This is a genomic window from Synechococcus sp. R65.1, assembly GCF_047461755.1.
In the GTDB taxonomy this organism is placed as follows: Bacteria; Cyanobacteriota; Cyanobacteriia; order Thermostichales; family Thermostichaceae; genus Thermostichus.
Map to the genome: position 1 here is coordinate 1 of NZ_JANSHU010000031.1, position 23,174 is coordinate 23,174.

General features: G+C 59.9%; 23 protein-coding genes. 19 read left to right on the forward strand and 4 right to left on the reverse strand.

Annotated elements, in window-relative coordinates:
• From NW814_RS10585 to NW814_RS10640, 12 genes are all read left to right on the forward strand, one after another.
• Positions 1-936: RNA-guided endonuclease InsQ/TnpB family protein (locus NW814_RS10585; RefSeq protein WP_414406269.1), on the forward strand; the 936-nt coding region annotated here is incomplete at its 5' end.
• Between the two features lie 159 nt (positions 937-1,095).
• Complete coding sequence (locus NW814_RS10590; protein ID WP_414406270.1) at positions 1,096-1,857, forward strand: ChaB family protein; 762 nt, start codon at positions 1,096-1,098, stop codon at positions 1,855-1,857.
• Positions 1,858-2,010: 153 nt separating this feature from the next.
• The gene (locus NW814_RS10595; RefSeq protein ID WP_414406271.1) at positions 2,011-2,943 is read left to right on the forward strand and encodes a DnaJ C-terminal domain-containing protein; all 933 of its coding nucleotides are present in this window, start codon (positions 2,011-2,013) and stop codon (positions 2,941-2,943) included.
• A complete protein-coding gene (locus tag NW814_RS10600) occupies positions 2,940-3,221 on the forward strand; it encodes a chaperone modulator CbpM (protein WP_414406272.1) in 282 nt (93 codons plus the stop codon). Before NW814_RS10595 ends, NW814_RS10600 begins: the two co-directional genes overlap by 4 nt.
• Before the next feature lie 54 nt (positions 3,222-3,275).
• Positions 3,276-4,025, forward strand: coding sequence for a photosystem reaction center subunit H (locus NW814_RS10605; protein ID WP_414393935.1), 750 nt, complete (start codon positions 3,276-3,278; stop codon positions 4,023-4,025).
• A 102-nt stretch (positions 4,026-4,127) separates the two neighbouring features.
• Complete coding sequence (rplU, locus tag NW814_RS10610; protein WP_414406273.1) at positions 4,128-4,520, forward strand: 50S ribosomal protein L21; 393 nt, start codon at positions 4,128-4,130, stop codon at positions 4,518-4,520.
• Positions 4,521-4,558: 38 nt separating this feature from the next.
• Positions 4,559-4,822 (forward strand): 50S ribosomal protein L27, encoded by a 264-nt coding sequence (gene rpmA, locus NW814_RS10615; RefSeq protein WP_414393939.1) that lies wholly within the window; start codon positions 4,559-4,561, stop codon positions 4,820-4,822.
• Positions 4,823-4,915: 93 nt separating this feature from the next.
• Positions 4,916-6,409, forward strand: a complete 1,494-nt coding sequence (locus tag NW814_RS10620; RefSeq protein ID WP_414406274.1) for a cellulose synthase — start codon at positions 4,916-4,918, stop codon at positions 6,407-6,409.
• Between the two features lie 203 nt (positions 6,410-6,612).
• Entirely contained in the window at positions 6,613-8,373 is a 1,761-nt protein-coding gene (locus tag NW814_RS10625) for an MBL fold metallo-hydrolase (protein ID WP_414406275.1), read from the forward strand.
• A gap of 59 nt (positions 8,374-8,432) precedes the next feature.
• A complete protein-coding gene (locus NW814_RS10630; protein WP_414393944.1) occupies positions 8,433-9,188 on the forward strand; it encodes an ABC transporter ATP-binding protein in 756 nt (251 codons plus the stop codon).
• A gap of 112 nt (positions 9,189-9,300) precedes the next feature.
• On the forward strand, positions 9,301-9,882 hold the full coding sequence (locus NW814_RS10635; RefSeq protein ID WP_414406276.1) for a TIGR04376 family protein: 582 nt from the start codon (positions 9,301-9,303) through the stop codon (positions 9,880-9,882).
• 101 nt (positions 9,883-9,983) lie between these two features.
• Positions 9,984-10,277, forward strand: coding sequence for a PipX family protein (locus tag NW814_RS10640; protein ID WP_414393947.1), 294 nt, complete (start codon positions 9,984-9,986; stop codon positions 10,275-10,277).
• Positions 10,278-10,283: 6 nt separating this feature from the next.
• On the opposite strand, the gene pheS is transcribed toward NW814_RS10640, so the two are convergent.
• Both pheS and NW814_RS10650 read right to left on the reverse strand, forming a co-directional pair.
• Complete coding sequence (gene pheS, locus NW814_RS10645) at positions 10,284-11,285, reverse strand: phenylalanine--tRNA ligase subunit alpha (RefSeq protein ID WP_414406277.1); 1,002 nt, start codon at positions 11,283-11,285, stop codon at positions 10,284-10,286.
• 112 nt (positions 11,286-11,397) lie between these two features.
• Positions 11,398-12,009 carry a chromophore lyase CpcT/CpeT gene (locus NW814_RS10650; protein WP_414406278.1) on the reverse strand — a complete coding sequence of 204 codons (612 nt, stop codon included), beginning with the start codon at positions 12,007-12,009 and terminating at the stop codon, positions 11,398-11,400.
• 679 nt (positions 12,010-12,688) lie between these two features.
• On the opposite strand from NW814_RS10650, the gene NW814_RS10655 reads away from it, so the two are divergent.
• The 6 genes from NW814_RS10655 (at position 12,689) to murJ (ending at position 17,935) form a co-directional block, all read left to right on the forward strand.
• Entirely contained in the window at positions 12,689-13,207 is a 519-nt protein-coding gene (locus NW814_RS10655) for a phycocyanin subunit beta (RefSeq protein WP_414393951.1), read from the forward strand.
• Positions 13,208-13,292: 85 nt separating this feature from the next.
• Complete coding sequence (locus NW814_RS10660) at positions 13,293-13,775, forward strand: phycocyanin subunit alpha (RefSeq protein ID WP_414393953.1); 483 nt, start codon at positions 13,293-13,295, stop codon at positions 13,773-13,775.
• A gap of 166 nt (positions 13,776-13,941) precedes the next feature.
• Positions 13,942-14,799: a phycobilisome rod-core linker polypeptide gene (locus NW814_RS10665; RefSeq protein WP_414406279.1), complete on the forward strand. Its 858-nt coding sequence runs from the start codon at positions 13,942-13,944 to the stop codon at positions 14,797-14,799.
• Positions 14,800-14,817: 18 nt separating this feature from the next.
• Entirely contained in the window at positions 14,818-15,654 is an 837-nt protein-coding gene (locus tag NW814_RS10670) for a HEAT repeat domain-containing protein (protein ID WP_414406280.1), read from the forward strand.
• A gap of 171 nt (positions 15,655-15,825) precedes the next feature.
• A complete protein-coding gene (locus NW814_RS10675; protein ID WP_414406281.1) occupies positions 15,826-16,170 on the forward strand; it encodes a DUF4278 domain-containing protein in 345 nt (114 codons plus the stop codon).
• Positions 16,171-16,339: 169 nt separating this feature from the next.
• Positions 16,340-17,935 (forward strand): murein biosynthesis integral membrane protein MurJ, encoded by a 1,596-nt coding sequence (gene murJ, locus NW814_RS10680; protein ID WP_414406282.1) that lies wholly within the window; start codon positions 16,340-16,342, stop codon positions 17,933-17,935.
• Here murJ and sigC read toward each other — a convergent pair.
• A complete protein-coding gene (sigC, locus tag NW814_RS10685) occupies positions 17,932-19,032 on the reverse strand; it encodes an RNA polymerase sigma factor SigC (RefSeq protein WP_414393961.1) in 1,101 nt (366 codons plus the stop codon). The genes murJ and sigC overlap by 4 nt on opposite strands.
• A gap of 511 nt (positions 19,033-19,543) precedes the next feature.
• Here sigC and NW814_RS10690 point away from each other — a divergent pair.
• Positions 19,544-20,131: a cofactor assembly of complex C subunit B gene (locus NW814_RS10690; RefSeq protein ID WP_414406283.1), complete on the forward strand. Its 588-nt coding sequence runs from the start codon at positions 19,544-19,546 to the stop codon at positions 20,129-20,131.
• Between the two features lie 4 nt (positions 20,132-20,135).
• Here NW814_RS10690 and mutS read toward each other — a convergent pair whose 3' ends face one another.
• Positions 20,136-22,811, reverse strand: a complete 2,676-nt coding sequence (mutS, locus tag NW814_RS10695; protein WP_414406284.1) for a DNA mismatch repair protein MutS — start codon at positions 22,809-22,811, stop codon at positions 20,136-20,138.
• Between the last annotated feature and the right edge of the window lie 363 nt (positions 22,812-23,174).

Here is a 23,174-nt window from a genome sequence, read left to right on the forward strand (position 1 = left end):
AAGAGAGGCTTTGCGACCTACGATGCCCGTATCTTTTCGTTTCGCGAGAAAGACTGGACGGTGTCGCTGACCACGGTTGAAGGGAGAGAACGCTTTGAGCTAGCCATTGGTAACTACCAGAGGGGAATGCTGGCTGGCTCTAACCCCAAATCGGCCACCCTAGTCCAGCGGAAGGATGGCTCCTACTACATCCAGATTTGCGTAGAGAAAAAACCACCCAAGCAACAAGATACCGACAAGGTGATCGGGGTGGACTTGGGGAGGACAGATATTGCCCATACGTCAGAGGGGGACAACTGGAATGGACAGCAGCTGAACAAAGTCCGCGACCACTACTCCCGGTTGAGGGCGGCACTCCAACGCAAAGCCAGTAAGGGCACACGCAGTTCGCGGCGCAGATGCAGAGAACTGCTGCAACGGCTGTCTGGCAAGGAGAGACGCTTTCAAGCGTGGGTCAATCATCGCATCTCCAAAGCTATTGTCTCTAGGGCAAAAGCCACAAACAGCGCTATTGCTCTGGAAGACCTGACAGGGATCCGGGAAAGGGTCAATCAACAGCCACGCAGCAAAACCGAAAGGCGCAGGGCCAACAGTTGGGCGTTCTACCAACTACGTCAATTTCTGGAATACAAGGCGAGGGTTGCAGGGGTTTCTCTGATTCTTGTTCCGCCTGCCTACACGTCGCAGACCTGCCACCGGTGTTTGCACATCCACCCTGAGCAGGGTAAGTCCTACCGCAGTGGCAAGTCGTTCAAGTGTGGGCACTGTGGATGGGAAGGGGATGCGGATTTGAATGGTGCGAATGTGATTGCGCTCTTGGGGGCTGTCGTAAACCAGCCTAGAGGTTCGGGCCTGTTTTGTTCTCTGGTAGAGCAGAGCAGGCTCAGGGCTACTGAAAGCCCGCTCCGTACCGCTTTAGCGGTCGGAGTCGGGTAGTTTACTACGGAGATTTCTCCAGGGGGTTCGCGATTCTTCGACTGGATCCTTTGTTGATGAGGGGAGACAATAGACGAGAGTAGTAAGACGAGAGTAGTAGCAGGGAAAAGGTTAAAAAAACCTGCCTTGGCACTGTAAAACTCAGCAGGAGCATTGTGTATGAGCGCTTTTGCCCAAGCTCCCAAAAAGTGTGTTTCCGCCGCTTTCAAAGAAGAGCGCAAGCTGCAAGAGTGTATCCAGCGGCTTTTGAACCGTGGCATTCCCAACGATCGCATCTCCATTATTGGCCGCAACTTTCAAACCGAAGCCAAAATTACCGGGTTTATCACCCGCAAAGAGGTGGTTCTGGACGGTCTGACCAATGGGGCCATCTATGGATCCCTGTTCGGATCCCTGCTGGGGCTGCTCACTGGCGTGGGGGTGCTGTTCATTCCCTTTTTGGGGGCAGTGGTGGCCGCTGGGCCTCTGGGAGCCGCTTTGTTGGGGGCAACGGGCGGCGCTTTGTACGGAGCACTGGGAGCGGGCCTGGGATCCGCCCTGATTGCCTTGGGTATGCCGCAGGAGAAAGCCGCCATCTACCAAACCCGGGTACAGGCGGGCGAGTTCTTGTTGGTGGTGCAAGTACCGGAAGAGAAGTCGGGCGAAATTTACTTGCTGCTGCAGAGTGCTGGCGGAGAGGAAGTTTCCATTGCCGACTTGAACTTGCCCGGTGAGCCAGAGGGAGACTTAACCCCAGAGAGCATCTCGCCGGAAATCCGCGCTGACCTCTCGGAAGAAGCGCAGCAAACCTTTGTGGAGGCCTACAACCAAGCCAAACAAGAGAGCAATAACTCCACCTATGCACTCCTCAAAGCTTGGGAAAAGGTCAAGCAAATTTTCACACGAGATGAGAAAGGGATCTTCTCCAAACGCAAGCCCTAGCCCAAAAAGTTTCCGAAGTAGCAAGAGCACAGTAAAGCGCCATCTCGCCGCTCTGCCTGTACGTGTTCTGGGTCTGCTCCAATTTTTTAGCTGCAACCTTATATCCTGAGAATAGCCCGAAAAACTCTAACCTAACCTTGCAGGGGTGAGCCTATGGCTGCGAGTGACTTCAAGGATTACTACAAGATCCTGGGCGTCAGCAGAGATGCCTCTGCCGAGGAAATCAAGCGCGCCTATCGCAAGCTGGCTCGCCAGTATCACCCCGATGTCAACCCTGGGAATAAGGCGGCAGAGGAGCGCTTCAAGGAGATCAACGAAGCCTACGAGGTGCTCTCCGATCCAGACAAGCGGCGGCGCTACGACCAGTTTGGCCAGTACTGGCAGCGAGTAGGCACTGGTGCGGCGGCGGGGCCGGGCATGGAGGGATTTGCCCAGTACGCCACCTTTGAGGACTTCATCAACGAGCTGCTGGGCCGCATGGGATCCCGCCGCGGCGGCTTTCAGGGCTTCACCACCGGGTTTGGGCCGTTCGTCTCGGTGAATCTGCCGGGGCAAGACATAGAAACTACGCTGGGCCTCACCTGGGCAGAAGCTTTCCACGGCACCCAAAAGCGGCTAAGCGTGGACGGCGAAACCCTCACCATCCGCATCCCCCCCGGCGCCAAACCGGGCAGCCGCCTCCGCGTCAAGGGCAAGGGTCAATATAGCCCCTTTGGCGGCCCAAGAGGAGATCTCTACCTCACCCTGGAGCTGCCTCCCCACCCCTTCTTCCGCTTCGAGGGCGACAACCTGGTTTGCGAGCTGCCCATCACCCCTGACGAGGCGGTTTTAGGCGGCACGGCGGAAGTGCCCACCCCCACCGGTCGGGTGCAACTGAAGATCCCTGCCGGCGTGGATAGCGGCCAAACCCTGCGGCTGCGCGGCCAAGGCTGGCGGGATCCCCAAGGCCAGCGGAGCGACCTGCTGGTGCGGCTGAAGGTCGTCACGCCCAAATTCCTTTCCCCAACTGAGCGGGATCTCTACGAAAAACTGCGGCAAAATCGAAGCTGGGATCCCCGCGCCCGGCTGCAGGAGGTGAGTCTATGAGCCTGGCCATTGTGCGGGTGGAGGAGCGGCTCTATACCTTTGAGCAGGCAAGCGAAGTAGCCGGGATCCCTCCTCACCTGCTGGAGTGGTTGCTCGGGCAAGGCCTGGTGGAAACCGAAAGCTGCTACCTCAACCCCCAGCAACTGCGGCGCTTAATCCAGATGACCCGCCTGCATCGCGACTTGGGCCTTAACTGGGTCGGGGCGGCCATGGTTTTGGACATGGCCCAGGAAATTGCCCGCCTCAGGGCGCAGCTACACTACTACCGTGGAGGCTAAGCAGCCCAAGGCTTTAGCCCCCCCGCTGCTTGTCAACTTCAGGAGAACTTCTGTATGGAACAAATCGTCCGACGCAGCCAAGTGGTGGGCCTGCTGGCCATAGATGGCAGCACTGCCACAGCCCTGGGCACTGTCGAGGAAGTCTGGGTCGATGGGCAGGGACGGGTCTGCTACTTCACCAGCCAGCAGGGGTACACCCCCCTGGAGCAGATTTCTCTCATCGGGCCGGACGCGCTGCTGACCTACTCTACCGTTTTTGATACCCCCCTAACCCCCATCAGCTCTCTTTACCGTCGCACAGTGCGCATTGGGAATCGAGAGGTCGGCTGGATTGAGGATTTTCTCTTTGACTGGGAGACTGGAGCGATTGCCGCTTATATTCTGGGTGGCAGCATTGCCGAGCCTTGGGGGGGGCGCGCCGTTCTCCTGCCTGAGGACGTAGAGGCCATCGACGTGGACGCGGTGGTAGTCAAGGAAGATGCTCCCCAGCGACTCCAATCGGAGGCCGAGGGCCTAAAGAACTTTTGGAGCGAAAAGTCTCGCCAAGTCAAGCAGCTCATCCAGCGCATGGGGGATCGCCTCAAAGCCCTAGTCAGCCCGCAGGATCCGCCCGAGGTAGTGCGCGTCAAGGTCAAGCAAGTGCGGGACGAGCTAGCCAAAGGGGGCAAGTTCGACCTTTCCCTGCTGGATGAGGCGGCAGAGTTCCTACAGCAGAAATGGGAAAGCTGGCAGCAGCGCCTTAAACGGGCTGCCCAGCGCATGCAAGCTGCCCTCCAGGCCGCTTGGGAAAAGCTGACCGAATGAAGCTGACAGGAAGCAAGTTTTTCCGCTAGGATTATAAATCGCTGTCAATGCTCGGATCAGGTTTTAAGACCCGCAGGGGCACCTGTACGGCAAGGAAAAGGCATGACCTACGCGATTGTGGAAACCAGTGGCAAGCAGCTTTGGGTAGAGACGGGGCGCTTTTACGACATCGATCACCTGCCTGACACAGAGGAAAACAGCTCTTTGGCCCTCTCCCAGGTCTTGTTGATCAACCACGAGGGACAAGTAACCCTAGGGCGTCCCTATATTCCCGAGGCGGTGGTGAGGGCGCGGGTTTTGCAACACCGCCGAGGCAACAAAATCATCGTCTACAAGATGAGGCCGAAGAAGGGAACCCGCAGGAAAAGAGGCCATCGTCAGCTCTTGACCCGTGTGCTCATTGAGTCCATCGAACTAAACGGGACACCGCTAGCCACAGCCCCAGCAACTTCGCAGCCTGCTCCAGAGCCAGGGATCCCTGCGGCGGAGAACTAGACAGTTTTCAGCGGCAACACAGGTGCATAGGAGGCGCTATGGCTCATAAAAAAGGAACGGGCAGCACCCGCAACGGCCGTGACTCCAATTCCAAGCGGTTGGGTGTGAAGTGCTTTGGCGGCGAGCTGGTTCATCCCGGCTATATCCTGGTCAGGCAACGGGGCACCAAGTTCCACCCAGGGGTGAACGTGCGCATTGGTAGAGATGACACCTTGTTTGCGGTAGCTACAGGCATTGTTACCTTTGAGCGCTACGGCAAACGGCGGCAGAAGGTGAGCGTTTACCCCGTGGCTGCGCAATAGGCAGCGATTTTTCCAAGCAACCTGTCCCCCAGCCTGCTCTTGTGCAAGGGAAGGGATCCCAGTTTGGCCCAGTGCCCAATGTGGAGAGTGCCTGTGAGATTGAGGGGGGTGCGGGTGCATTTGTTTCGTTGGGTGGGGTTGCTGCACCTCATTGCCGGGGTGGCCTATCTTTACTGGCGGATTACCGAGGGGCTGACCGGTCTGGGATCCCTTCTGTTTTGGGGTGCGGAGGCCTATGTCTGGCTGGCAGCAGTGGGGTTTACCCTTAGCCGCTACGCCCAGGTGCCGAGCGAGACCCTTCCCTCTCCCGAGGTTCTGCAGCCGGCGTTTTCTCAGCTGCCGCGGGTGGACGTGCTGGTCATACGTCAGCGGGACTCTCTGGAGGCCACTCGGCAGACGGTGCTCTCAGCCCTACGCTTGGATTACCCCTGGGAGCGGCTATTGGTCCACATTGTGGATCGGGTTGAAGACAGGGAAATGGCCAAGGTGGCGCAGGCCATCCCCTGCGAGTACTGGCCTTGCCCCAGCCCCACGACCGATCCGCTAGCCTACCTGCTGGGATCCGGCCATCTGCAAGGAGAGTACCTGCTGCTACTGCAGCCAGGCCATTTTGTCGAGCCGGACTTTTTGTGGCAGACTCTGCCTCTGTTTTACGACTTTCCAGAGCGGGCCCCCATCGCCAACTCAACCGGCTTTGTCCAGGCCATGCTGCGTACCCTAGGTCGGCCCCAGGCCGTTCACCCCCTGCAGCAACTGCTGGCGGTGGGATCCCAAGGCTACCAGGCAGCGCCGCTATTGGGATCCGGCTGTCTCATTCGGCGGGCGGCCCTGGAGGGGATCCCGCACATCGACATTCGCCGTCCTGTGCAGTTGGGGTGTCAGATGCACTGTCGCGGCTGGCAGTCCTACCTGGCTCGCCAAGCCCAGGTCACCGGCGCTTTGTTACCCTTGCGCAACCGCCGCGTGGCTCTGCTGGCCATTTTTTCGGCCTTGCGGGAAAATCCCTTCTGGGGCAAGCCGACCACCCAGCAGCAGCGCTTTCAGTACCTGTGGCTGGCCCTCTGGGCCGCTGGAGGGGCGGCGGAGCTAGCCTATTTGGCGGTGCCGATCCTCTTCCTCTGGACGGGCTGGATGCCAGTGCCGGCCTTTGACAGGGTTTTTTTTGCCTGGTTTCTGCCCTATGCCCTGCTGGGGCGGCTCAGCTGGCTGTTGGCCTTTCCTCCCTCTCGGTGGGGGGCTGCGTGGCAGTCAGAACGCCAGACAGGTAGCCAGTTTTTCCAGTCCATCCAGGCGTTGGTGCAGGCAATGCGGGGGGTGCCTCCCTATCCCGAGCAGCCATCCCAACTCTCTCTTGGCCCGCAGGCCTTGGCCATTGCGTTGACCCTAGCAGCAATGGGGGTAGGATCCCTGCGCTTTGCTGGCAACTGGGATCCAACCTGGCTAGAGCTGCTGTTTGGCCTGGTCTGGGCCTTCTACAACCTGATGATCCTGACGGTGCGCCCGGACGACCACGATTTTGCCGGCTTTGCCTTGGGTAGCCGCAACCCGGCGCCAGAAGAGATCTCAGATGCACTCCCCAACTCCTAAAGTGGAAGCTCTTAGCTGGCTGGAGGCAGGCAGAGGCCAAAAGCTATGCTGGAACTGGAGAAGCAATAGCGCTATCGATAGGGCGAAGTGCCAGAGACTGCCTCCATGGACGGATGGAGAGCAGAGGTCTCCACCTAAGCCCTCCGTGGGTTCGGCAAAGCTTGAGCGTGCTCTTCTAAAAGACAACCGAAGACAACGCACCTGTGGAGTCAAAGAGACCTCCCCTTCGACTATTCCCCCTAGGCACAGATCCCCGCTGGCAGGGCTGTGCCTACTGGCTGGAGATGGGATCCTACCGTTTGCTTCTCGATTGTGGCTTGCCTGCTCCCGCTCTCCTCAAAGCCTTGCCAGGGATCCCCGATGCTGTTATCTGCAGCCACGCCCACTTTGACCATGTGCAGGGGCTACCTGGCTTTTATCGCCGCTACCCACAGGTGCCCATTTACGCCACCCCGGTGACGGCTCATTTGGCCAGCGGCCTCTGGGAGTGCGGCATCTGGCCAGACTACGACCGGGAGATTCGCTTTCCTCCTTTTCGGGCGCTACCTTTTGGCCAGGCGCGGGAGATCTTGCCTCACTTGATGCTCACCTTCTTTACCGCCGGGCACCTGCCGGGGGCAGCGGCAACCCTGTTGCAAAATACCCAGACTACTCCAGCTCAAACCTGCCTGTACACTGGCGACTGCTCCCTGGCCTCAACTCGCTTTGCCCCTGGCTTGGATCTGAGCGCCTTGCGCCATTGGCAGCCGGATGTGCTGCTCATCGAGGCCTCCCTGGGCTCTACTCGCCATCCACCCCGTCGCCATCTGGAAAACCGCCTGGTGGAGCGCCTGCTTGGCGCCTTGGCGGCAGGCCAGACGGTGCTGTTCCCGCTGCCAGTGCTGGGGTTGGGCCAGGAGTTGATTTTCCTCCTCAAAGCTCACCACCGCTTTACCCAAGCTTCCCAGGAGCTGACGGTGTGGGTGGCGCCAGGCCTAGCTGCAGGCTGCGATCTCTACGAACGCTTGCTCCCCTACCTGCCGGAGCCCGTGCGCAATTTTGCCACCTATCAGCCCTTGTTCTGGGAAGACCGCCTGCAGCCGCGGGTGCAGCCCCTTACGGCGGTGGATCCCTTGCCCCAGGGCCTGTTGCTGTGCGACGCCGATGCCGATCCGGAGGCCTGGGAGCCCATCTGGTTACGCCTGTTGGCCCAACCGCAGCGCTCCTGCCTGCTGCTGCGGCTGCCGGAAGTGGAGCTGGCTACGCCGTTTGAGCAGTGGCCAGCGCCGCTGCGCTCCCGCGTTGGGGTGGAGTGGTTGGCCTGGCACAGCCACAACGATGTTGGGCATCTTGCCCAGATCGTCCACACCTTTCGCCCCCAACATGTGGTTTTGGTGCACGCCAGCCCCCAGCAAGCGCAGGAGCTGGCGGATCTGCCCGAGCTGTGCAACCGTTACCATGTCCACTGCCCCCAGCCTGGCCATTGGCTGGAGCTGGTCGACAGCCGTCTGCAAACCTTGGTCAAGCCGTCCGAGTTCCTCAGGGATCCCGGCGTGCGCTACGAGGGGGAGGTGGAGGAGATCTGGCAGGAACAGGGCTCGCCTCGCTCCTTGGCCGGGGTTCAGGTGCGCCTACCCCCCCAGATTACCGAGGATCCTCGCTGGGCCGCCTGGGCTGAGACCGGCTTGGTGGAGGCTCGCTGGCAGGGATCCGAACTGGTGCTGCGCGGCCTTTCGCCGCGAGAGCTGATCCGGCCGGCGGAGGTTGCCCCCTCCTCTGGCCTTGTGCTGCGCCCCAAACCCGCCCCTGTCTTTGCTGCCGGGGGCATGAGGTGCCAGAGCTGCCGCTTTGCCCGCCAGAGCTTGTCCGCCCACACCCAAGTTCTTCGCTGCGATCAAGAGCGCTCCCCCCTCTACCGCCTCCAGGTAGATCCCCAGGGGAGCTGCCCCTATCACCAACCGCGGGAGATCTGCTCTTCCGGCTAGTGCCCAGGGCAGTCGCCGCCCAAAAGCCGGCTAGAATGGGGCCAGTTGCGGTGTCAACCATGCTCGAGCAACAACCCTGGGCAGATCGTCGCCAGGGGGCGGTTGGATCCCTGGAGCGTCCCGCCGAGACCCTGGCCCCAACCCGCCTGCCCTTGGTGCAAATGGTGGGGGTTAACAAAGTCTACCCGCTGCTAGAGGGCAGTTTCCAGGCTCTCTACGACATCAACCTGACAATCTGGCCGGGAGAGTATTGCGCCATCATGGGACCCTCGGGCTCCGGCAAGTCCACCCTGATGAACCTCATGGGCTGCCTGGATCGGCCTAGCTCGGGGCGCTACTGGCTAGACGGCGTGGAAGTCTCTGCCCTGCCGGATGGGGAGCTGGCCCGGATTCGCAACCAAAAAATTGGCTTTGTCTTCCAGCAGTTTCACCTCCTGCCCGTCTTAACCGCCCTGGAGAACGTGATGCTGCCCCTGGCCTATGCCGGGATCCCCGAGTCAGAACAGCGCCGGCGAGCTAAACAGGCTCTAGAACAAGTGGGCTTGGGAAGTAAACTCCACCAGCGCCCAGCCCAGCTCTCTGGCGGCCAGCAGCAGAGGGTGGCGATTGCCCGCGCCATTGTTAACCGGCCACAACTGCTTTTGGCCGATGAGCCGACTGGCGCCCTGGACAGGCGCACCGCCCAGGAAGTGCTCAGCCTTTTTGCCGAGCTCCACAGCCAGGGCATTACTCTCGTCGTAGTTACCCATGACCTAGAGGTGGCGCGGGCCGCCCAGCGCCTCATCCACGTTGCCGATGGACATTTGCTGCCCTAGACCTGGACCTGCCTGAACAATTGGGCTCTTGAGGACTGGCCGGCTTCCTCCTCTCTAGGACTAGCTAGCTTGCGCTAGTCTAAACACAATCCCCTGAGCCTCTAGCAAACTTATGGGACTCATTGAAGATATCAGCCGGTTTTTGGAAACCCGCCTAGAGGAATTCCTCAGAGCCCATCCGGAGATTGAGCTGCAGCTCCTTGCCGAGGAATTGCGCCAGCAAGAAGAAGAAACTCGGCAGCTGCTCCAGGAAAGCCTTGCCCAGCGGCAAGCTCTCCAGCGCAGCATTCTCCAGTTGGCAGAGGAAATCAAGACCTGGCACTTTCGCATCGAAAAGGCCGAACGGGCCAACCGCCCCGATCTGGCTGAGGGAGCGCGCCGACGGGAAGCCGAGCTTTTGGAGCAAGGGAGCCGGTTATTCAACCAAGGGAAGGCTCTGGAGGAGAGAATCCGGCAACTGGAAGCTCTGCTGCCGCAAATTGCCCAGCGCCGCCAAGAGGTGCGCACCAAGCTGCAAGAAGTCAAAGCCGCCCAAACCCAGAAGACCAGCGAGCCGGATCGGAAGTTCAACCCCTGGGGCAGTCTGTTTGAGGATAAGTTGGAGGAGGAATTTCGGCGGCTGGAGATGCAGCTCGAAGTGGAAAAAGAATTGGACACCATAAGGAAGAAGGTGCAGGAACAGCGGCGGCAATAACGGCTTCCTCGTGAAAAACTCTTTCTTATAGCCCCGGTGATGCTGTCTTTGAAACAAGTTCCTTCCCCCAAGAGCGGCCCAAGAGTGGTACGCTATTGCGCATGAAAGAGTTCTATCTAAATCACCCCACATTTGGTCTGCTCTACGGCCTGTGTCAGGTTAACGAAGGGGAGGCCATCTTCACCACCCTTTATGCCCAAAGGCTGTTTTTTCGGGTCTACTTCAAGCCCCCCGCTGACGACGACCCCTCTGCTGTGGAAGAATTGGTCTTTGACCCGATTAGCCGCAACGAAGCCCGCCAAGTTCTCGAAGAACAGATGCGCTTGCTGCGCCGCGCCAACCGCAAAGACGAGCTGGAACATCTGCAGTTGGTTTACAAACGCACCTTTTCCTAAGCCGCTCTAGAATTGCGACAGAAAGCGCAGGTCGCTGCTGTAGAACAGCCGGATATCCTGAACGCCGTGCAGGAGCATGGCCACCCGCTCGACACCGATCCCTGCCGCAAAGCCGGTGTAGCGCTCTGGGTCATAGCCAACTGCCTGAAACACATTGGGATCCACCATGCCGCAGCCGAAAATCTCCAGCCACTTGGAGCCAAAGCGTACGTCCATTTCAGCCGAGGGCTCCGTGAAGGGAAAGTAGCTAGGCCGAAAGCGGGTTTCCTGCTGGCCTAACAGGCGAGTCACGAACTCCTTGAGGGTGCCCTTGAGGTCAGTGAAGGTAAGGTTTTCCCCTACTGCCAAGATTTCCACCTGGTGAAACACGGCCGAGTGGGTGGCATCGACCTTGTCGCGGCGCATCACCCGTCCCGCGTGGACAATGCGCAGAGGCGGCTGGTGTTGCTCCATGTAGCGCACCTGCACCGAAGAAGTTTGGGTGCGCATCAGATAACCCTTTTCTAGATAGAGGGTATCCTGCATGTCCCGCGCCGGGTGGTCGGCAGGGGTGTTGAGGGCTTCGAAGTTGTAGTACTCCGTCTCGATCTCCGGGCCATGGACTACCGTATAGCCCATTCCCACAAAGATGTCGAGCATGCGGTCAATGGTGGCCTGCAGCGGGTGAACCCGGCCCAGCGGCCGGCGCGGCCCCGGCATAGTGACATCCAAACGCTCTGCTTCTAGGCGGGCTTGGAGCTTGGCTTCGGCTAGGGCTCGTTTGCGCTCCTCCAGGCTGGATTGCAGGGCCTCTTTGAAGCTGTTGGCCAAAGCTCCGATAGCTGGCCTTGCTTCCGGCGGCAGCTTCCCCATTCCCCCCAAGATCTTGGAGAGCTTTCCCTTCTTGCCCAGGTAGTCGATGCGGATTTGCTCCAGGGCGTCTAGCTCGGCAGCCTGGGCCACTTGGGCAAGTGCTTCTTCCTGAAGGGTGAGCAGCTGTTGGCGCAGGATGTCCTGTTCCTCTTGCATGGAGTCGGTTATTCCCCCACTTGTGGTAGCCCAGCCAAGCAGCTAGGAAGGAGGATCCCTGCTGTGGGCTAGGTCACTTCTTCAACCGTATCATTTTTGCCTGCAGCGCCTCCTACTGCAGCAGCTCCCTCTGCCAATCGACAACTTTGCGAAAGCGAAAAGGGCCTGCCAATGCCCCCCACACCTGGCGGTGGGTAACTGGATCCATGCCTCGGTCGTGGCTGCAGAACTCGCTTTCGCTCAACTGCAGCGTGGTCTGCAAATAGGTGGTTTGGCCGTTGCGCACTACCCAACAGCGACACCCCGGCTCTGTGGTGCCGACAAAGTGGGATCCCTGCCTCTTCACATGCACATCACACCCCGGCAGGTAGGCCAGATCCGCAGGGCTCAATTGGCTGAGCTGCCCGGCTCTTTCGCGGGCACAGCCCCGCCACCGCTGGGGCTCCAGAGGACGGTAGTTGCGAATCACGATCCCGTCCCCTACTTGGGTAAGCTCCACCACCGCCTGACGATAGGGCTCCTCCAGATGGCCGCTGTAGGCCTGCTCCACATAAAAGCCGATCCCTGCCAACACACCGGCTGGCAAGGGGCGATAAGCCACCCGGATGGAGGCAAAAAAAGGCGGGTTCTCCCAGGCTTGCTCTTGGTTGCTGAAGTCTCCCGCTAGCCACCGCGCCATTTGCAGCAGCTCGGGAGAGAAGGTGGGCTGCAACTGGATCGCCATAGCCTCAAAGCCAGAGTAGGGGCCACTACATGGCTAAGTCTGGGGTTTTCCGGGCCGCGTTTTCCCGGTGAAAGCCTGCTCAGATTTTCTCTCAGCTTTGCCTTGCCTAGGAGACTGACACAAGTGTTAAATTATGTGTACTTTATGAGAAAGTTTACCTGGATACAGAAGTTGGCTGCAAAGCCATGAGCAAGGCTGTCGTCGTTCTTGATATTGTAAACTCATGTAAAGTAGCATTGTTTTTTGTAAAAACCAAGGCCCCAAAGGATTTGGACAAAAAGGCCAGAGTTGCCTACTAGGAGCAGATCTGGGGTTGTTTGCATCTAGTAAAGGCCCTTTACATTTTTTGATTCAATCCCTCCCCGACCTCGCGGTAGAAGTAAGAACTGGAAGCAAGGCAAGCTGGCTTTTCCTCACTTACCCAGTGCAGGGTGTCAGCAGCAAAAAATCCTTGTTTCACCCCGATTCCCCACAGTCTGCCAGCAAGTGGCTTCATTCTTGAAGCTGGCTAGGCAAGGTGAGGTGGGGGGGATCCCTGGCGGTGGTTCTGTTGGGGCAAAGATTTGCGCTAACAGGGCTCTTCGGTAGGGAAGCTGCAAAAGACTGCTGGGTTCGTAGAGCGCTTTTGCCCTCTAGTAGAGATTTAACCTCTTTTGCTTTCGCTAGGAGATTGAGAACCATGAACGACGTATTTAGCAAAGTTGTTGCCCAAGCTGATGCCAAAGGCGCTTTCCTGGGAGAAAACGAGTTTGCGGCACTGCAGCAGGTGATTGCTGACGGAAACAAGCGTTTGGACGCAGTGAACCGCATCACCAGCAACGCCTCCAAAATCGTGACCGATGCTGTCCGCGAATTGTTTGCTGAGGAGCCTAATTTGAATGCTCCTGGCGGCCCTGCCTATCCAAGCCGCAACGTGGCTGCCTGCTTGCGGGATATGGACATCATCCTCCGCTACATTACCTACGCCGTGGCGGCTGGAGACCCGAGCGTCCTGGATGAGCGCTGCCTGAATGGCTTGCGGGAAACCTACCAAGCTCTTGGCACCCCTGGCAGCTCTGTGGCCAATGGCATCCAGAAGATGAAAAAGGCGGCAGTGGCAGTGGTCAATGATCCCAATGGCATTACGCGCGGTGACTGCAGTGCCTTGATTGCCGAAATCGAGTCCTACTTCGATCGCGCCGCTGCTGCAGTGGTCTAGTATTCCGCAGCTATTTGCAAGCTAAGCTTTGAATCCTTTGTATTGTTGCCTTGACTGGAGCTGAGGTAAAGGAGCGTTTTGAGTCATGCAAACCCCAATTGTTGATGCCATTGCCACTGCCGATAGCCAAGGACGCTATCTCAGTAACAGCGAATTGCAAGCCATCAGCGGCCGTTTTCAGCGGGCAGCCGCCAGCATGGAAGCAGCTCGCGTCCTGAGCAGCCGTGCCGAGGAGCTGGTGCGCGGTGCCACTGAGGCTGTTTATGCCAAGTTCCCCTACACCACTCAGCCAGGGGGACAATGCTACACCCAGGCGGGTAAAGACAAGTGTGCCCGCGACGTGCGCCACTATCTGCGCTATATCACCTACTGCTTGGTTACCGGTGGCACTGGCCCCCTGGACGAATGTATGCTGGCCGGGATCCGAGAGATCAATGCTGCTTTTGAACTCTCTCCCAGTTGGTACATTGAAGCCCTACGCTACATCAAGGCCAACCATGGCCTGACCGGGCAAGCAGCCACTGAAGCCAACGCCTATATTGACTACGCCATCAACGCGCTCAGCTAGTTCTTAACCCCAAAGCTGGGTTCAAGGCAGTAGGGATCCCCGGGGTGAAGGGGATCCCTCTCCGTAGGCTGCAGTGGCCGTGGCTCTGCAGGGAGGAGATCTTGAGGGGGTAAATCTTTCAGTTTCAAAGTTGGTCTAGCTGGTTTGTTGGATTTGAGGAGTTAGCATGAGCGGAATTACAGCGGCAAGCCGGATGGGGATCCGGGGCATCACAGAGACAACTCCTTTAGAGTTGCGCCCCAATGCCAGCCAGGAGCAGCTCAACGCCATCCTGCGGGCTATCTATCGCCAGGTTTTGGGCAACGATCACTTATTTGCCTCCGACAGGAAGGAGCTGGCCAGTGCGGAATCGTTGCTGCGCCAGGGCAGCTTGACGGTGCGAGAATTTGTGCGTTTGCTTGCCAAGTCGGAAGCCTACAAGCGGCGGTTTCTCTACCCCAACTCGCAAACCCGCGCCATCGAGCTTAACTTTAAGCATCTCTTGGGGCGAGCTCCCACCAGTCCAAAAGACATTGCCCGCCACCTAGATATCTATCACTCGGGAGGCCACAGCGCGGAGATTGACTCCTACATTGACAGCCCAGAATACCTAGAAGCGTTCGGCGATAACATTGTTCCTCATCCACGCGGCTTTGAATACCGCAAGGCCCACACCACCCGCGACTTTACCAACCTCTTTGCTCTTTACGGAGGCTATGCCAACAACGACCGCTCCCAGGGGCGGAGGCCGCGCCTGATGATTCCCCTGGCCACTGGGTTTACCCCAGCTATTCGCCGCATTGGGGTACGAGGACTGCTGCCACCCAGCCCCATTTCCAAGCACTTGGGGCCGCCCACGGGTCAGTCTGACCGCATGTTTTGCATTGAGGTAACGCGGCTGCTCAACCCACCCTCGGCCCTAGCGACTTCTAGCCGCGTGCGCAAATCCAACCAGCAGATCTTCGTTTCTGCCGATCAACTCTCGGCAACAATGCAGCGACTTCTCAAAGCGGGCGCCAAGATTGTCAGCGTCCGCAGCGCCTAGCTGTTGGAGTTTTGGCCTGTGGACTCCTTGAGCCCAGTAGCTCCTCCAGACTCCTATCCGTCGGCGGATCTCACCCCGGCTGGGCAAATTGCCAAGCTGCGATACGGGGATCCGGGAGAACGCTACTACGCGGCTTGGTGGCTGGGGCGCATGCGAGTGAGAGAGGGGATCCCGGCCCTCATCGAGGCGCTGGCCGATGAGACTGATCGCACGGCTCAGGGGGGATATCCGCTGCGGCGCAATGCCGCCCGCGCCCTGGGCAAGCTGGGATCCCCTGCGGCGATCCCGGCTCTAAAAGAGGCTTTGCGCTGCTCCGACGGCCAAGTGGTGGCGGCAGCAGCCCAGGCGCTGGTCGAGATTGCCCTGGCCAACTTCCTCGACCGGGATCCCGCCCAGCTTGAAGACCTGGGAGAGGCATTGCTGCAGGGGCTGCGCCGCGCGGAGCAGGGTCTCCAGACGGAAGCCCTTGCTGCCTTAGAGGCCCTCATCGAGGCGCTTGGACAACTGCAGGTGTCTTCTGCCCTGGAGCCGATTCGCCTCTACCGAGATCACCCCTCCCTTCGTTTGCAATGTGCGGCAGGGCAGGCCTGTTACCGCTTGACAGGAGATCCCACTTTTCTTGAGCCTCTGCTGTCGCTGCTGGCTCATCCCAACGTTCATCTGCGGCGGGCTGCCCTCTTGGATCTAGGGGCCAGCGGCTATTTGCCGGCAGCTCCGGCCATTGCGGCAGCAGCAGTAGAGGCTAACCTCAAGCTGCTTGCCCTCAAGCAGTTGGTGGAGGTGAGCCTCAGACGTGGAAAGGAAGACGGAACTAACTTGCACCAGGTGCTACGGCTAATCGACGAGCTGCTTTAAAGTTGACATCCAAAGGCTTATTTTGTTAAAGCTGATACAGAATGAAGTTGGGTTTTACCCTCTGGGCCACGCCAGGGAAGCTGAAGCTGTTGTCCTACAGCTCCCGAGAAGCGGGCTACGGAAGTTGCTTTCCCCGTCAGATGGCCGCCGTCTACTTGGAGGACTCTTCATATGCAACTGACCTATCGCGGCATTGCCTACGTCTTTGTCCCTTCTGCCCCCGCGAGCTGCCAGCGGCAGGCGGTGCGAGTGCGGTACCGGGGCTTAGCGTGGGACTGGCCAGCTCAATCGGCATCTGTGGCGCTGCCACAGTCTTTTGCCCTGACGTATCGAGGCCTTGTCCTCAACCCAGTGGCGAAGACAGCGAGCAGGGCGCCGGCAGCTATCTCCCCGCATATGGAGACCCATCGGCAGAATCTGCTGCGCCGGCTGCAGGAGCGCATTCGTTCTGCCCAGCTCCGCGGGGATGAGCATCTGTTGCAGCAACTGGAGCAGGAGCGACAACTCCTGGCCTGAGCTCTTCCTCGACCTCCCTCCATAGGTCAGGAGAATGCGGGATAATGGTGCTGCCCTATGCCGAACGAGGGGGGTAGCGGCTGTGAGCTTGCGGGTGGATTTCGAGAAGGAAGGGACGGCAGCATCTCGCCAGTTGCCCCCTGCCAAGGCGGCGGTGGGGAGCTAGGGCATGAAGGAAGGGATCCCAGGGGGCTCTTCCTCCCACCGTTCCTTGCTCTCAGTAGCGGGGCTAGTGGCTGGTGCTACCCTGCTCAGCAAGGGCATGGGGTTTGTCCGGCAGGCCCTGATTGCGGCAATCTACGGCTCGGGGCTGGAGTACAGCGCCTTTGGGGTGGCCTATGTCCTGCCCGGTTTCTTGTTGATCCTGCTGGGCGGGATCAACGGTCCTTTTCACAGTGCCATCGTCAGCATTCTTAAAAAGCAGCAGCTCTCAGAAGAAGCAGCAGCCCGCTGGCTGGAGTCAATCTCCACCTTGGTGGGCTGTCTTCTCTTAACCGTGACCTTGGGCCTATGGTGGGGAGCCGACTGGGTAGTGCGCCTGACGGCGCCGGGATCCAGCCCTGCAGTTCATGCCCTTGCTGCCCAGCAACTGCGGATCATGGCGCCGCTGGCCTTGCTCTCGGGGTGGATTGGCATTGGCTTTGGGGCACTCAATGCGGCCGAGCACTACCTCTTGCCTGCCCTCAGCCCCCTGATCTCCAGCCTGGCAGTCATCGGGATCCTGCTTAGCTTGGGGTGGACAGGGATCCCAACCTTGCTGGCCTGGGGCGTACTTGTCGGGGCCATTGCCCAGTGGTTGGCTCAGGTACCGTTGCAGCAGCGGCTGGGGCTGGGGCGGCTGCGGCTGCGCTTTGAGTGGGGGTCCCCGCAGGTGCGAGCCGTGGGCCTGCTTATGCTGCCAGCGGTCATCTCCTCTGGCATGATCCACATCAATGTCTACGTGGATCTCTTTTTTGCCTCCTTTGTGCCCGGGGATCGCACCATCGGCAACTTGGGCTACGCCCAGCTTTTGGTGCAAACCCCCCTGGGGATCCTTTCCAACATGGTGCTGGTGCCTTTGATGCCCCTCTATGCCCAACTAGCAGGAGAGAGAGACCGCTGGCCCGAGCTGTGCCGGCGCATCCGGCAAGGGTTGATGGTGACCGCCATCCTCACCCTGCCCCTTGCCATGCTGTTGGTGGCCTTGGCCGAACCCATTGTCCAGGTGGCCTACCAACGGGGTCGCTTTACGGCGGAGGCAACCCAGGAGGTGGCGGCTCTGCTGATGGCCTATGGCCTGGGGATGAGCTTTTACCTGCTGCGGGATGTGCTGGTGCGCATCTTTTACGCTCTGGAGGACGGAACCACGCCCCTGCGCATCAGTGGCCTAGCCATTGGCCTCAACGCCCTTCTGGACTTCCTATTTCTACAGGTCTTTGGGGCACCAGGCATTGCCCTGGCCACAGCAGGGGTTAACCTAGTAGCCCTGATTGGACTGGGGATCTGCCTTCACCAGCGCCTGCCAGGGATCCCCTGGCAAGAGATGGGACAAGCCCTACTGCCCCTGCTGGGGATCACCGTCCTAGCTGGTGGGCTTAGCCACTGGCTGTGGATGCAGCTACGCGCCTACGAGATCTTGGGGTCTCCCCTGCTCACCGCCCTTGTCTGGGCTGGGCTGGCCGGTGGCCTGGGCCTAAGCCTAGTGGTAGCTGGAGCTCTGTATCTGCAGATCCCGGAGGTGGAGGGGCTGGCCCTCCAGATCTGGAGGCGGCTTGCTCGCCCCTAATTGATGGCCTCCAGGTAATCCCGCACCCGGTTGCGCCGCTTAGGCTGCCGCAGCTTCTGCAAGGCTTTGGCCTCGATTTGCCGCACCCGCTCCCGCGATAGATCCAAAGCGCGGCCAATTTCCGCTAGGGAGTAGGTGCGACCATCCCCCAGCCCAAAGCGCATGCGAATCACATCCCGCTCGCGGCTGGTGAGATCCTCCAACAGCTGCTGCAGATCGCGCTGGAGGGCCTCGCGCATCATCATCTCCTCGGGAGAGATGTCATCGGTCTCTAGCAGATCCCCTAGCTCGGTGTCCTTGTCTTTGCCCACCTTGGTTTCTAGAGAAACCGAGCGCGGCACCCGCACCAGCAGCTCCCTGACCTGGGGCACGGTCATCTCCAGCTCGGAAGCAATGTCCTCAATGGTGGGGGTACGGCCTTTTTCCTGGGAAAGCTTGCGCTGGGCCTTTTTGATCTTGTTTAGCTTCTCGGTTATGTGGACAGGCAAGCGGATGGTGCGGCTTTGGGTGGCGATAGCCCGGGTGATCCCCTGCCGGATCCACCAGTAGGCGTAGGTGCTGAAGCGGTAACCCTTTTTGGGGTCAAACTTCTCCACTGCTCGCTCCAGGCCCAGCGTGCCCTCCTGGATCAAATCCAGCAGCTCCAGGCCGCGGTTTTGGTATTTTTTCGCCACCGACACCACCAGGCGCAGGTTGGCCTTGATCATCTGTTCCTTGGCCCGCTTGCCGATGCGCTGGATCTGTTGCAGCTTTTCAGGCGTAAGGTTGGCCCACTCAGGGAACTGGTTGGCCCTAGCCACCCATTCTGCCAGAGTAGGCTCCCGCCCCAGCTCTTTCTGCAAACGCAGGCGCACATCCAAGAGCTTCATGTAGTCTTGGACTTTTTGGGCCAGCGCCACCTCCTCGTCTCGTCCCAAGAGGGGAACACGTCCAATCTCCTGGAGGTAAAGGCGCACCAGGTCAGTGGAGGGTCGAGCTGGCCCCTCTTCGGCGTACTCGCTTTCGGCAAACTCCGCCTCTTCCTCCTCCGTCAGGTCGAGGAGGTCGGTTGGGGTTTCAAACAAAGTGTCGTTGGCTTCAGGTTCGTAGATAGACATGTAAGTGCTACTGAGTGAAATAGCAACAGAGACAGTCAAGCAGCTGGACTAACATTGAAGAGGGGGCTAAGTTGAGGGTTCCCCAGGGATGGTGGCTGTACGCTGTCATCATCCCCCCGGAGACAACACTCTCCTCTGGCTAAGTCCAACCCTGGAATCCTGCCCTCGGTAGGGAACGGCTGAGATAGCCACGAAGGAAGCCACCTGCTGGCGAAGTGTAAGCCCCTTATCATAACTTAATTATAGTTGCCTCTCTCAGCTTAGCTGCATGAGATTGGGCGCAGATTTCTCCCCCCTGAGCCGTCGTCACGGTTGCTGGAAAGCGCAGGGTTTTTGCTGCTGCGCCATTGCTCCTGCGTCGAGGTAGGATCTACCAAGCGTGGCTACTGCCGGAGGCAACCAACCTCTCTGCAGAACTTAAACTAGGAGGTAGAGGGTCAACTTCCACGAGCTATTTTTCTGCCCCTTTCCTGCTACGGTGGAGAGGCTACAGGTCAAGCCGCCCGACCAGATGGGGCTCGTTCCTGTCATCCCTATGAACTGGGTAGCTACATCACTCCCCCTCTCCCTGAAGGGAGAGGCCATTTCTACCCTAGCGCTGACGCTGCTTCTGGGGATCGGCCTATTCTTTTTTCTGCGAGCCTCAGGTAGAGATCGCAGCGAAACCCGCTTCTATTCTAGCAGCCGCAGCCTGGAGGAAATGGGATCCCTTCTCCGAAAGCACCTGGAAGGGCGGGCCTATCGCTTGCAGTTTGCCGATGCCGAGGGGATCGCCACCTTTGTCGGTCAGGCCCGGCCCAGCGTTGGGTTGGCTGTTTTTTTGACAGGGCTAGCAGGAGTGGGTCTGGCCTGTCTGGCTCTGGTGCTGTCCCTGCTGGAGCCGGCGTGGGGAGCCTGGCCCTGGACGCTGGTGCTGGCCGCTCCCTGGGCAGGCTGGTACTACTGGCGGCGCAACTACCGGCTGGAGCGGCTTCGCCTGAAGCTGCAAGAGGCTGACCCACCCCCTGGATCCCTGCTGTGGGTGGAGGGGCAGCGGGATGAGCTGGAGGTGCTGGCCGCCAGCTTGGGGCTGCAAGAGCGGGAGCCGGAGCGAGGGTAGAGCCCTAAGGCTCCTCGGAAAAGAGGGAGGCCGGGATCAGAGACAGTTGCTCCGCCGGGGCGGGGTTGCGGATCTCGAGGGGCTCAGGGTGTTGTTCAGGCTGTTTTTTCTTGGGGGAAAGGCGGCTTTTCCCTTGGTTGCGCAGGCCCAGGCCAATGCGGCTGTGTTGTTCCACTAGGGCCAGCACCTGCTTGGCCCGCTCGATCACCGGCTGGGGCAGGCCGGCCATGCGCCCTACCTCGATGCCGTAGGAGCGGTCGGCCCCCCCGGGCTGCACCTGGTGCAGGAAGATGATGCGATCCGGCAGCTCTTTCACCACCACCTGGAAGTTGGCCACGTTGGGCAGCAGGGTCTCCAGTTGGTTGAGCTCGTGGTAGTGGGTGGCAAAGATCGTGCGGGCGCGCACCTGGGTGGCGAGGTACTCAGCCACCGCCCAGGCAATGGAGAGGCCGTCGAAGGTGGCGGTGCCGCGGCCAATCTCGTCCAAAAGCACCAGGGAGCACTCGCTGGCGTGGTTGAGGATGTTGGCCGTCTCGTTCATCTCCACCATGAAGGTGGACTGTCCCGTGGCCAGGTCATCGACAGCACCGATGCGGGTAAACACGCGGTCACACAAGCCCAGCTCCGCCCGCCTTGCCGGCACAAAGCTGCCCATCTGGGCCAGGATCTGGATGAGCCCGATCTGCCGCAAATAGGTGGATTTGCCCGACATGTTGGGTCCAGTGAGGACAATCAGATCCGGGCCGTGGGGGGATCCCAGACGCACCGAGTTGGGGACAAATAGGCCCTGGGGCAAAGACTTCTCCACCACCGGATGGCGCCCTTCCTCGATGACTAGGCGGCGGTCGGTCGTGATGACGGGACGAGTGTAACCCTGCTGCACAGCCACTTCCGCCAAGCCAAACAGGGCATCGACGGCGGCCAGGGTCTGGGCCACCTGGCGGATGGCGGCAGCTTGGGATCCTGCCTCTTGGCGCAGCTGCACAAACAGCTCGTATTCCCGCTGGTTGATCTCAGTCTGAGCGGTGAGGACGCGGGCTTCTTTTTCTTTGAGCTCAGGGGTGATGAAGCGCTCTTCGTTAGTCAGGGTCTGCTTGCGGATGTAGTCTTTTGGCACCTGCTGGGCCTTGGCGCGGCTGATGCTGATGTAGTAGCCGAAAGCCTTGTTGAAGCCAACTTTGAGGGTGGGGATCCCAGTGCGCTCGCGCTCGGTTTTCTCCAACTGGGCAATCCACTGGCGGTCTTGCTCCACCTGCTGCCGCAGCCTGTCCAGCTCCGGATCGACGCCGGGCCGGATTAGCCCCCCTTCGGTGAGCACAGGGGGAGGGGAGGGCAGGAGGGTGTGCTCGATGCGGCGGCCCAGGTCAACCAGGGCGGGATCCACCTGCTGCAAGCTCTGCAGGAGAGGGGTCTTGGCTTCGGCCACCAGCTCCGCCAGTTGGGGCAGTTTGCCCAAGGAGGAGCCCAGGGCCACCAGCTCGCGCGGGTTGGCGGTGCCGGAGGCGACGCGGTTGGCCAAGCGCTCCAGGTCATAGAGAGAGTCCAGCAGGGATCCCAGGCGGGTGCGCAGGGAGGGGTTTTCCAACAGCTCCTGGATGGTGTCCTGGCGGAGGCGGATTTGCTCAAGATCCCGCAAAGGCTGCAGCAGCCAACGGCGCAGGGTGCGTCCTCCCATGGCAGTGCGGCTGTGATCCAGCACCCAGAGCAGGGATCCGACAAAGGCCCCCTCGCGGATGGTCTGGGTGAGCTCCAAGTTGCGGCGGGTTTGGGGATCCAAGATGAGGTAATCCGTCAACTGGTAGGTGCGAGGGGGACGTAGGAGGGGGTGGCCCCCCTGGGGAGAAGGCTGCACCAGGTTCTTTTGCGTCTCCTCCAGGTAGTGCAAGAGCCCTCCCGCCGCCCGAATTGCCAGGGGCAGCCCCTCGCAGCCCAAGCCCTCCAAAGAGCGCAGGCCATAGGTCTGTAGCAAGTTTTCTCGCGCCACCGCCAGCTCAAAGGGCTCCACCGGGCGCAGGGTATAGGTGTACTGGCCGGGCAGGCCTAGGGGAGCTTGGGGATCCCCAGGCCGAATTAAGCCCAGGCCCAGCCCTTCCTCGGTGGGCAGCAGGATCTCCGCCGGCTGCAGCCGGGCCAGCTCCTGTTCTAGCTGCTCTTGCCCCTCGCTCTGGCAGACCCAGAACTCGCCGGTAGAAATGTCGGCGTAAGCCAGGCCCCAGGGGGTTTGCTTGGAGCCTCTCAGGCGGACCACGGCGGCCAAGTAGTTGTTTTGCCGTGCCTGCAGCAGCTCCTCTTCGATGACCGTGCCGGGGGTGATGACCCGCGTCACTTCCCGCCGCACCAAGCCTTTGGCTTGATCTGCCGGCTCCATCTGGTCGCAAACAGCCAGGGCATAGCCTTTGGCCACCAACTGGGCAGCATAGCGGTCAAAGGCGTGGTAAGGGATCCCGCACATGGGCACCCGCCCTATGGCCCCTGCCTCCCGCCCGGTGAGCACCAGCTCCAGCTCCCGCGACACCACTTCCGCGTCCTGGAAAAACATCTCGTAGAAATCCCCTAGGCGGTAGAGCAAGATGGCGTGGGGATACTGCCGCTTCAGCTCTACGTAGTGCTGCATCATGGGGGTGAGCAGGGCGGGATCCACCTCTAAGGCATCCCAAGTAGGCTCGGCGGGAGAAGTCATGGCATCAAAACGTTTGCAAGCAATGGGCTCAAGGTTGAGAGCCTGGCCAAACCGGACCGATCAGCTTGGGCCATTCTAGATCTAGATGAAGTATGAGACATTTCCCCAGCCCTCCTCCTCTGGGGAGAGGGAAGCTAGGTAATTGCCATTTCGCAGTTGGTTGAAATGACCTTGCTCAGGGTAGTTGGATCCCCCGTAAACTACCCGGCTCCGACCGCTAAGCGGTACGGAGCGGGCTTTCAGTAGCCCTGAGCCTGCTCTGCCCTACCAGAGAACAAAACAGGCCCGTTCGCGAAGCGAGCCGTAGGCTTAACCTCTAGGCTGGTTTACGACAGCCCCCAAGAGCGCAATCACATTCGCACC

What these genes read in the sequence shown, in the direction of transcription:
- mutS (WP_414406284.1), bottom strand. Translation starts at nt 22,811, where the DNA reads ATGACTTCTCCCGCCGAGCCTACTTGGGATGCCTTAGAGGTGGATCCC.
- NW814_RS10605 (WP_414393935.1), top strand. Translation starts at nt 3,276, where the DNA reads ATGGAACAAATCGTCCGACGCAGCCAAGTGGTGGGCCTGCTGGCCATA.
- pheS (WP_414406277.1), bottom strand. Translation starts at nt 11,285, where the DNA reads ATGCAAGAGGAACAGGACATCCTGCGCCAACAGCTGCTCACCCTTCAG.
- NW814_RS10640 (WP_414393947.1), top strand. Translation starts at nt 9,984, where the DNA reads ATGAAAGAGTTCTATCTAAATCACCCCACATTTGGTCTGCTCTACGGC.
- rpmA (WP_414393939.1), top strand. Translation starts at nt 4,559, where the DNA reads ATGGCTCATAAAAAAGGAACGGGCAGCACCCGCAACGGCCGTGACTCC.
- NW814_RS10660 (WP_414393953.1), top strand. Translation starts at nt 13,293, where the DNA reads ATGCAAACCCCAATTGTTGATGCCATTGCCACTGCCGATAGCCAAGGA.
- murJ (WP_414406282.1), top strand. Translation starts at nt 16,340, where the DNA reads ATGAAGGAAGGGATCCCAGGGGGCTCTTCCTCCCACCGTTCCTTGCTC.
- NW814_RS10630 (WP_414393944.1), top strand. Translation starts at nt 8,433, where the DNA reads ATGCTCGAGCAACAACCCTGGGCAGATCGTCGCCAGGGGGCGGTTGGA.
- NW814_RS10635 (WP_414406276.1), top strand. Translation starts at nt 9,301, where the DNA reads ATGGGACTCATTGAAGATATCAGCCGGTTTTTGGAAACCCGCCTAGAG.
- NW814_RS10675 (WP_414406281.1), top strand. Translation starts at nt 15,826, where the DNA reads ATGCAACTGACCTATCGCGGCATTGCCTACGTCTTTGTCCCTTCTGCC.
- NW814_RS10600 (WP_414406272.1), top strand. Translation starts at nt 2,940, where the DNA reads ATGAGCCTGGCCATTGTGCGGGTGGAGGAGCGGCTCTATACCTTTGAG.
- NW814_RS10690 (WP_414406283.1), top strand. Translation starts at nt 19,544, where the DNA reads ATGGGGCTCGTTCCTGTCATCCCTATGAACTGGGTAGCTACATCACTC.
- rplU (WP_414406273.1), top strand. Translation starts at nt 4,128, where the DNA reads ATGACCTACGCGATTGTGGAAACCAGTGGCAAGCAGCTTTGGGTAGAG.
- NW814_RS10590 (WP_414406270.1), top strand. Translation starts at nt 1,096, where the DNA reads ATGAGCGCTTTTGCCCAAGCTCCCAAAAAGTGTGTTTCCGCCGCTTTC.
- NW814_RS10650 (WP_414406278.1), bottom strand. Translation starts at nt 12,009, where the DNA reads ATGGCGATCCAGTTGCAGCCCACCTTCTCTCCCGAGCTGCTGCAAATG.
- sigC (WP_414393961.1), bottom strand. Translation starts at nt 19,032, where the DNA reads ATGTCTATCTACGAACCTGAAGCCAACGACACTTTGTTTGAAACCCCA.
- NW814_RS10595 (WP_414406271.1), top strand. Translation starts at nt 2,011, where the DNA reads ATGGCTGCGAGTGACTTCAAGGATTACTACAAGATCCTGGGCGTCAGC.
- NW814_RS10665 (WP_414406279.1), top strand. Translation starts at nt 13,942, where the DNA reads ATGAGCGGAATTACAGCGGCAAGCCGGATGGGGATCCGGGGCATCACA.
- NW814_RS10655 (WP_414393951.1), top strand. Translation starts at nt 12,689, where the DNA reads ATGAACGACGTATTTAGCAAAGTTGTTGCCCAAGCTGATGCCAAAGGC.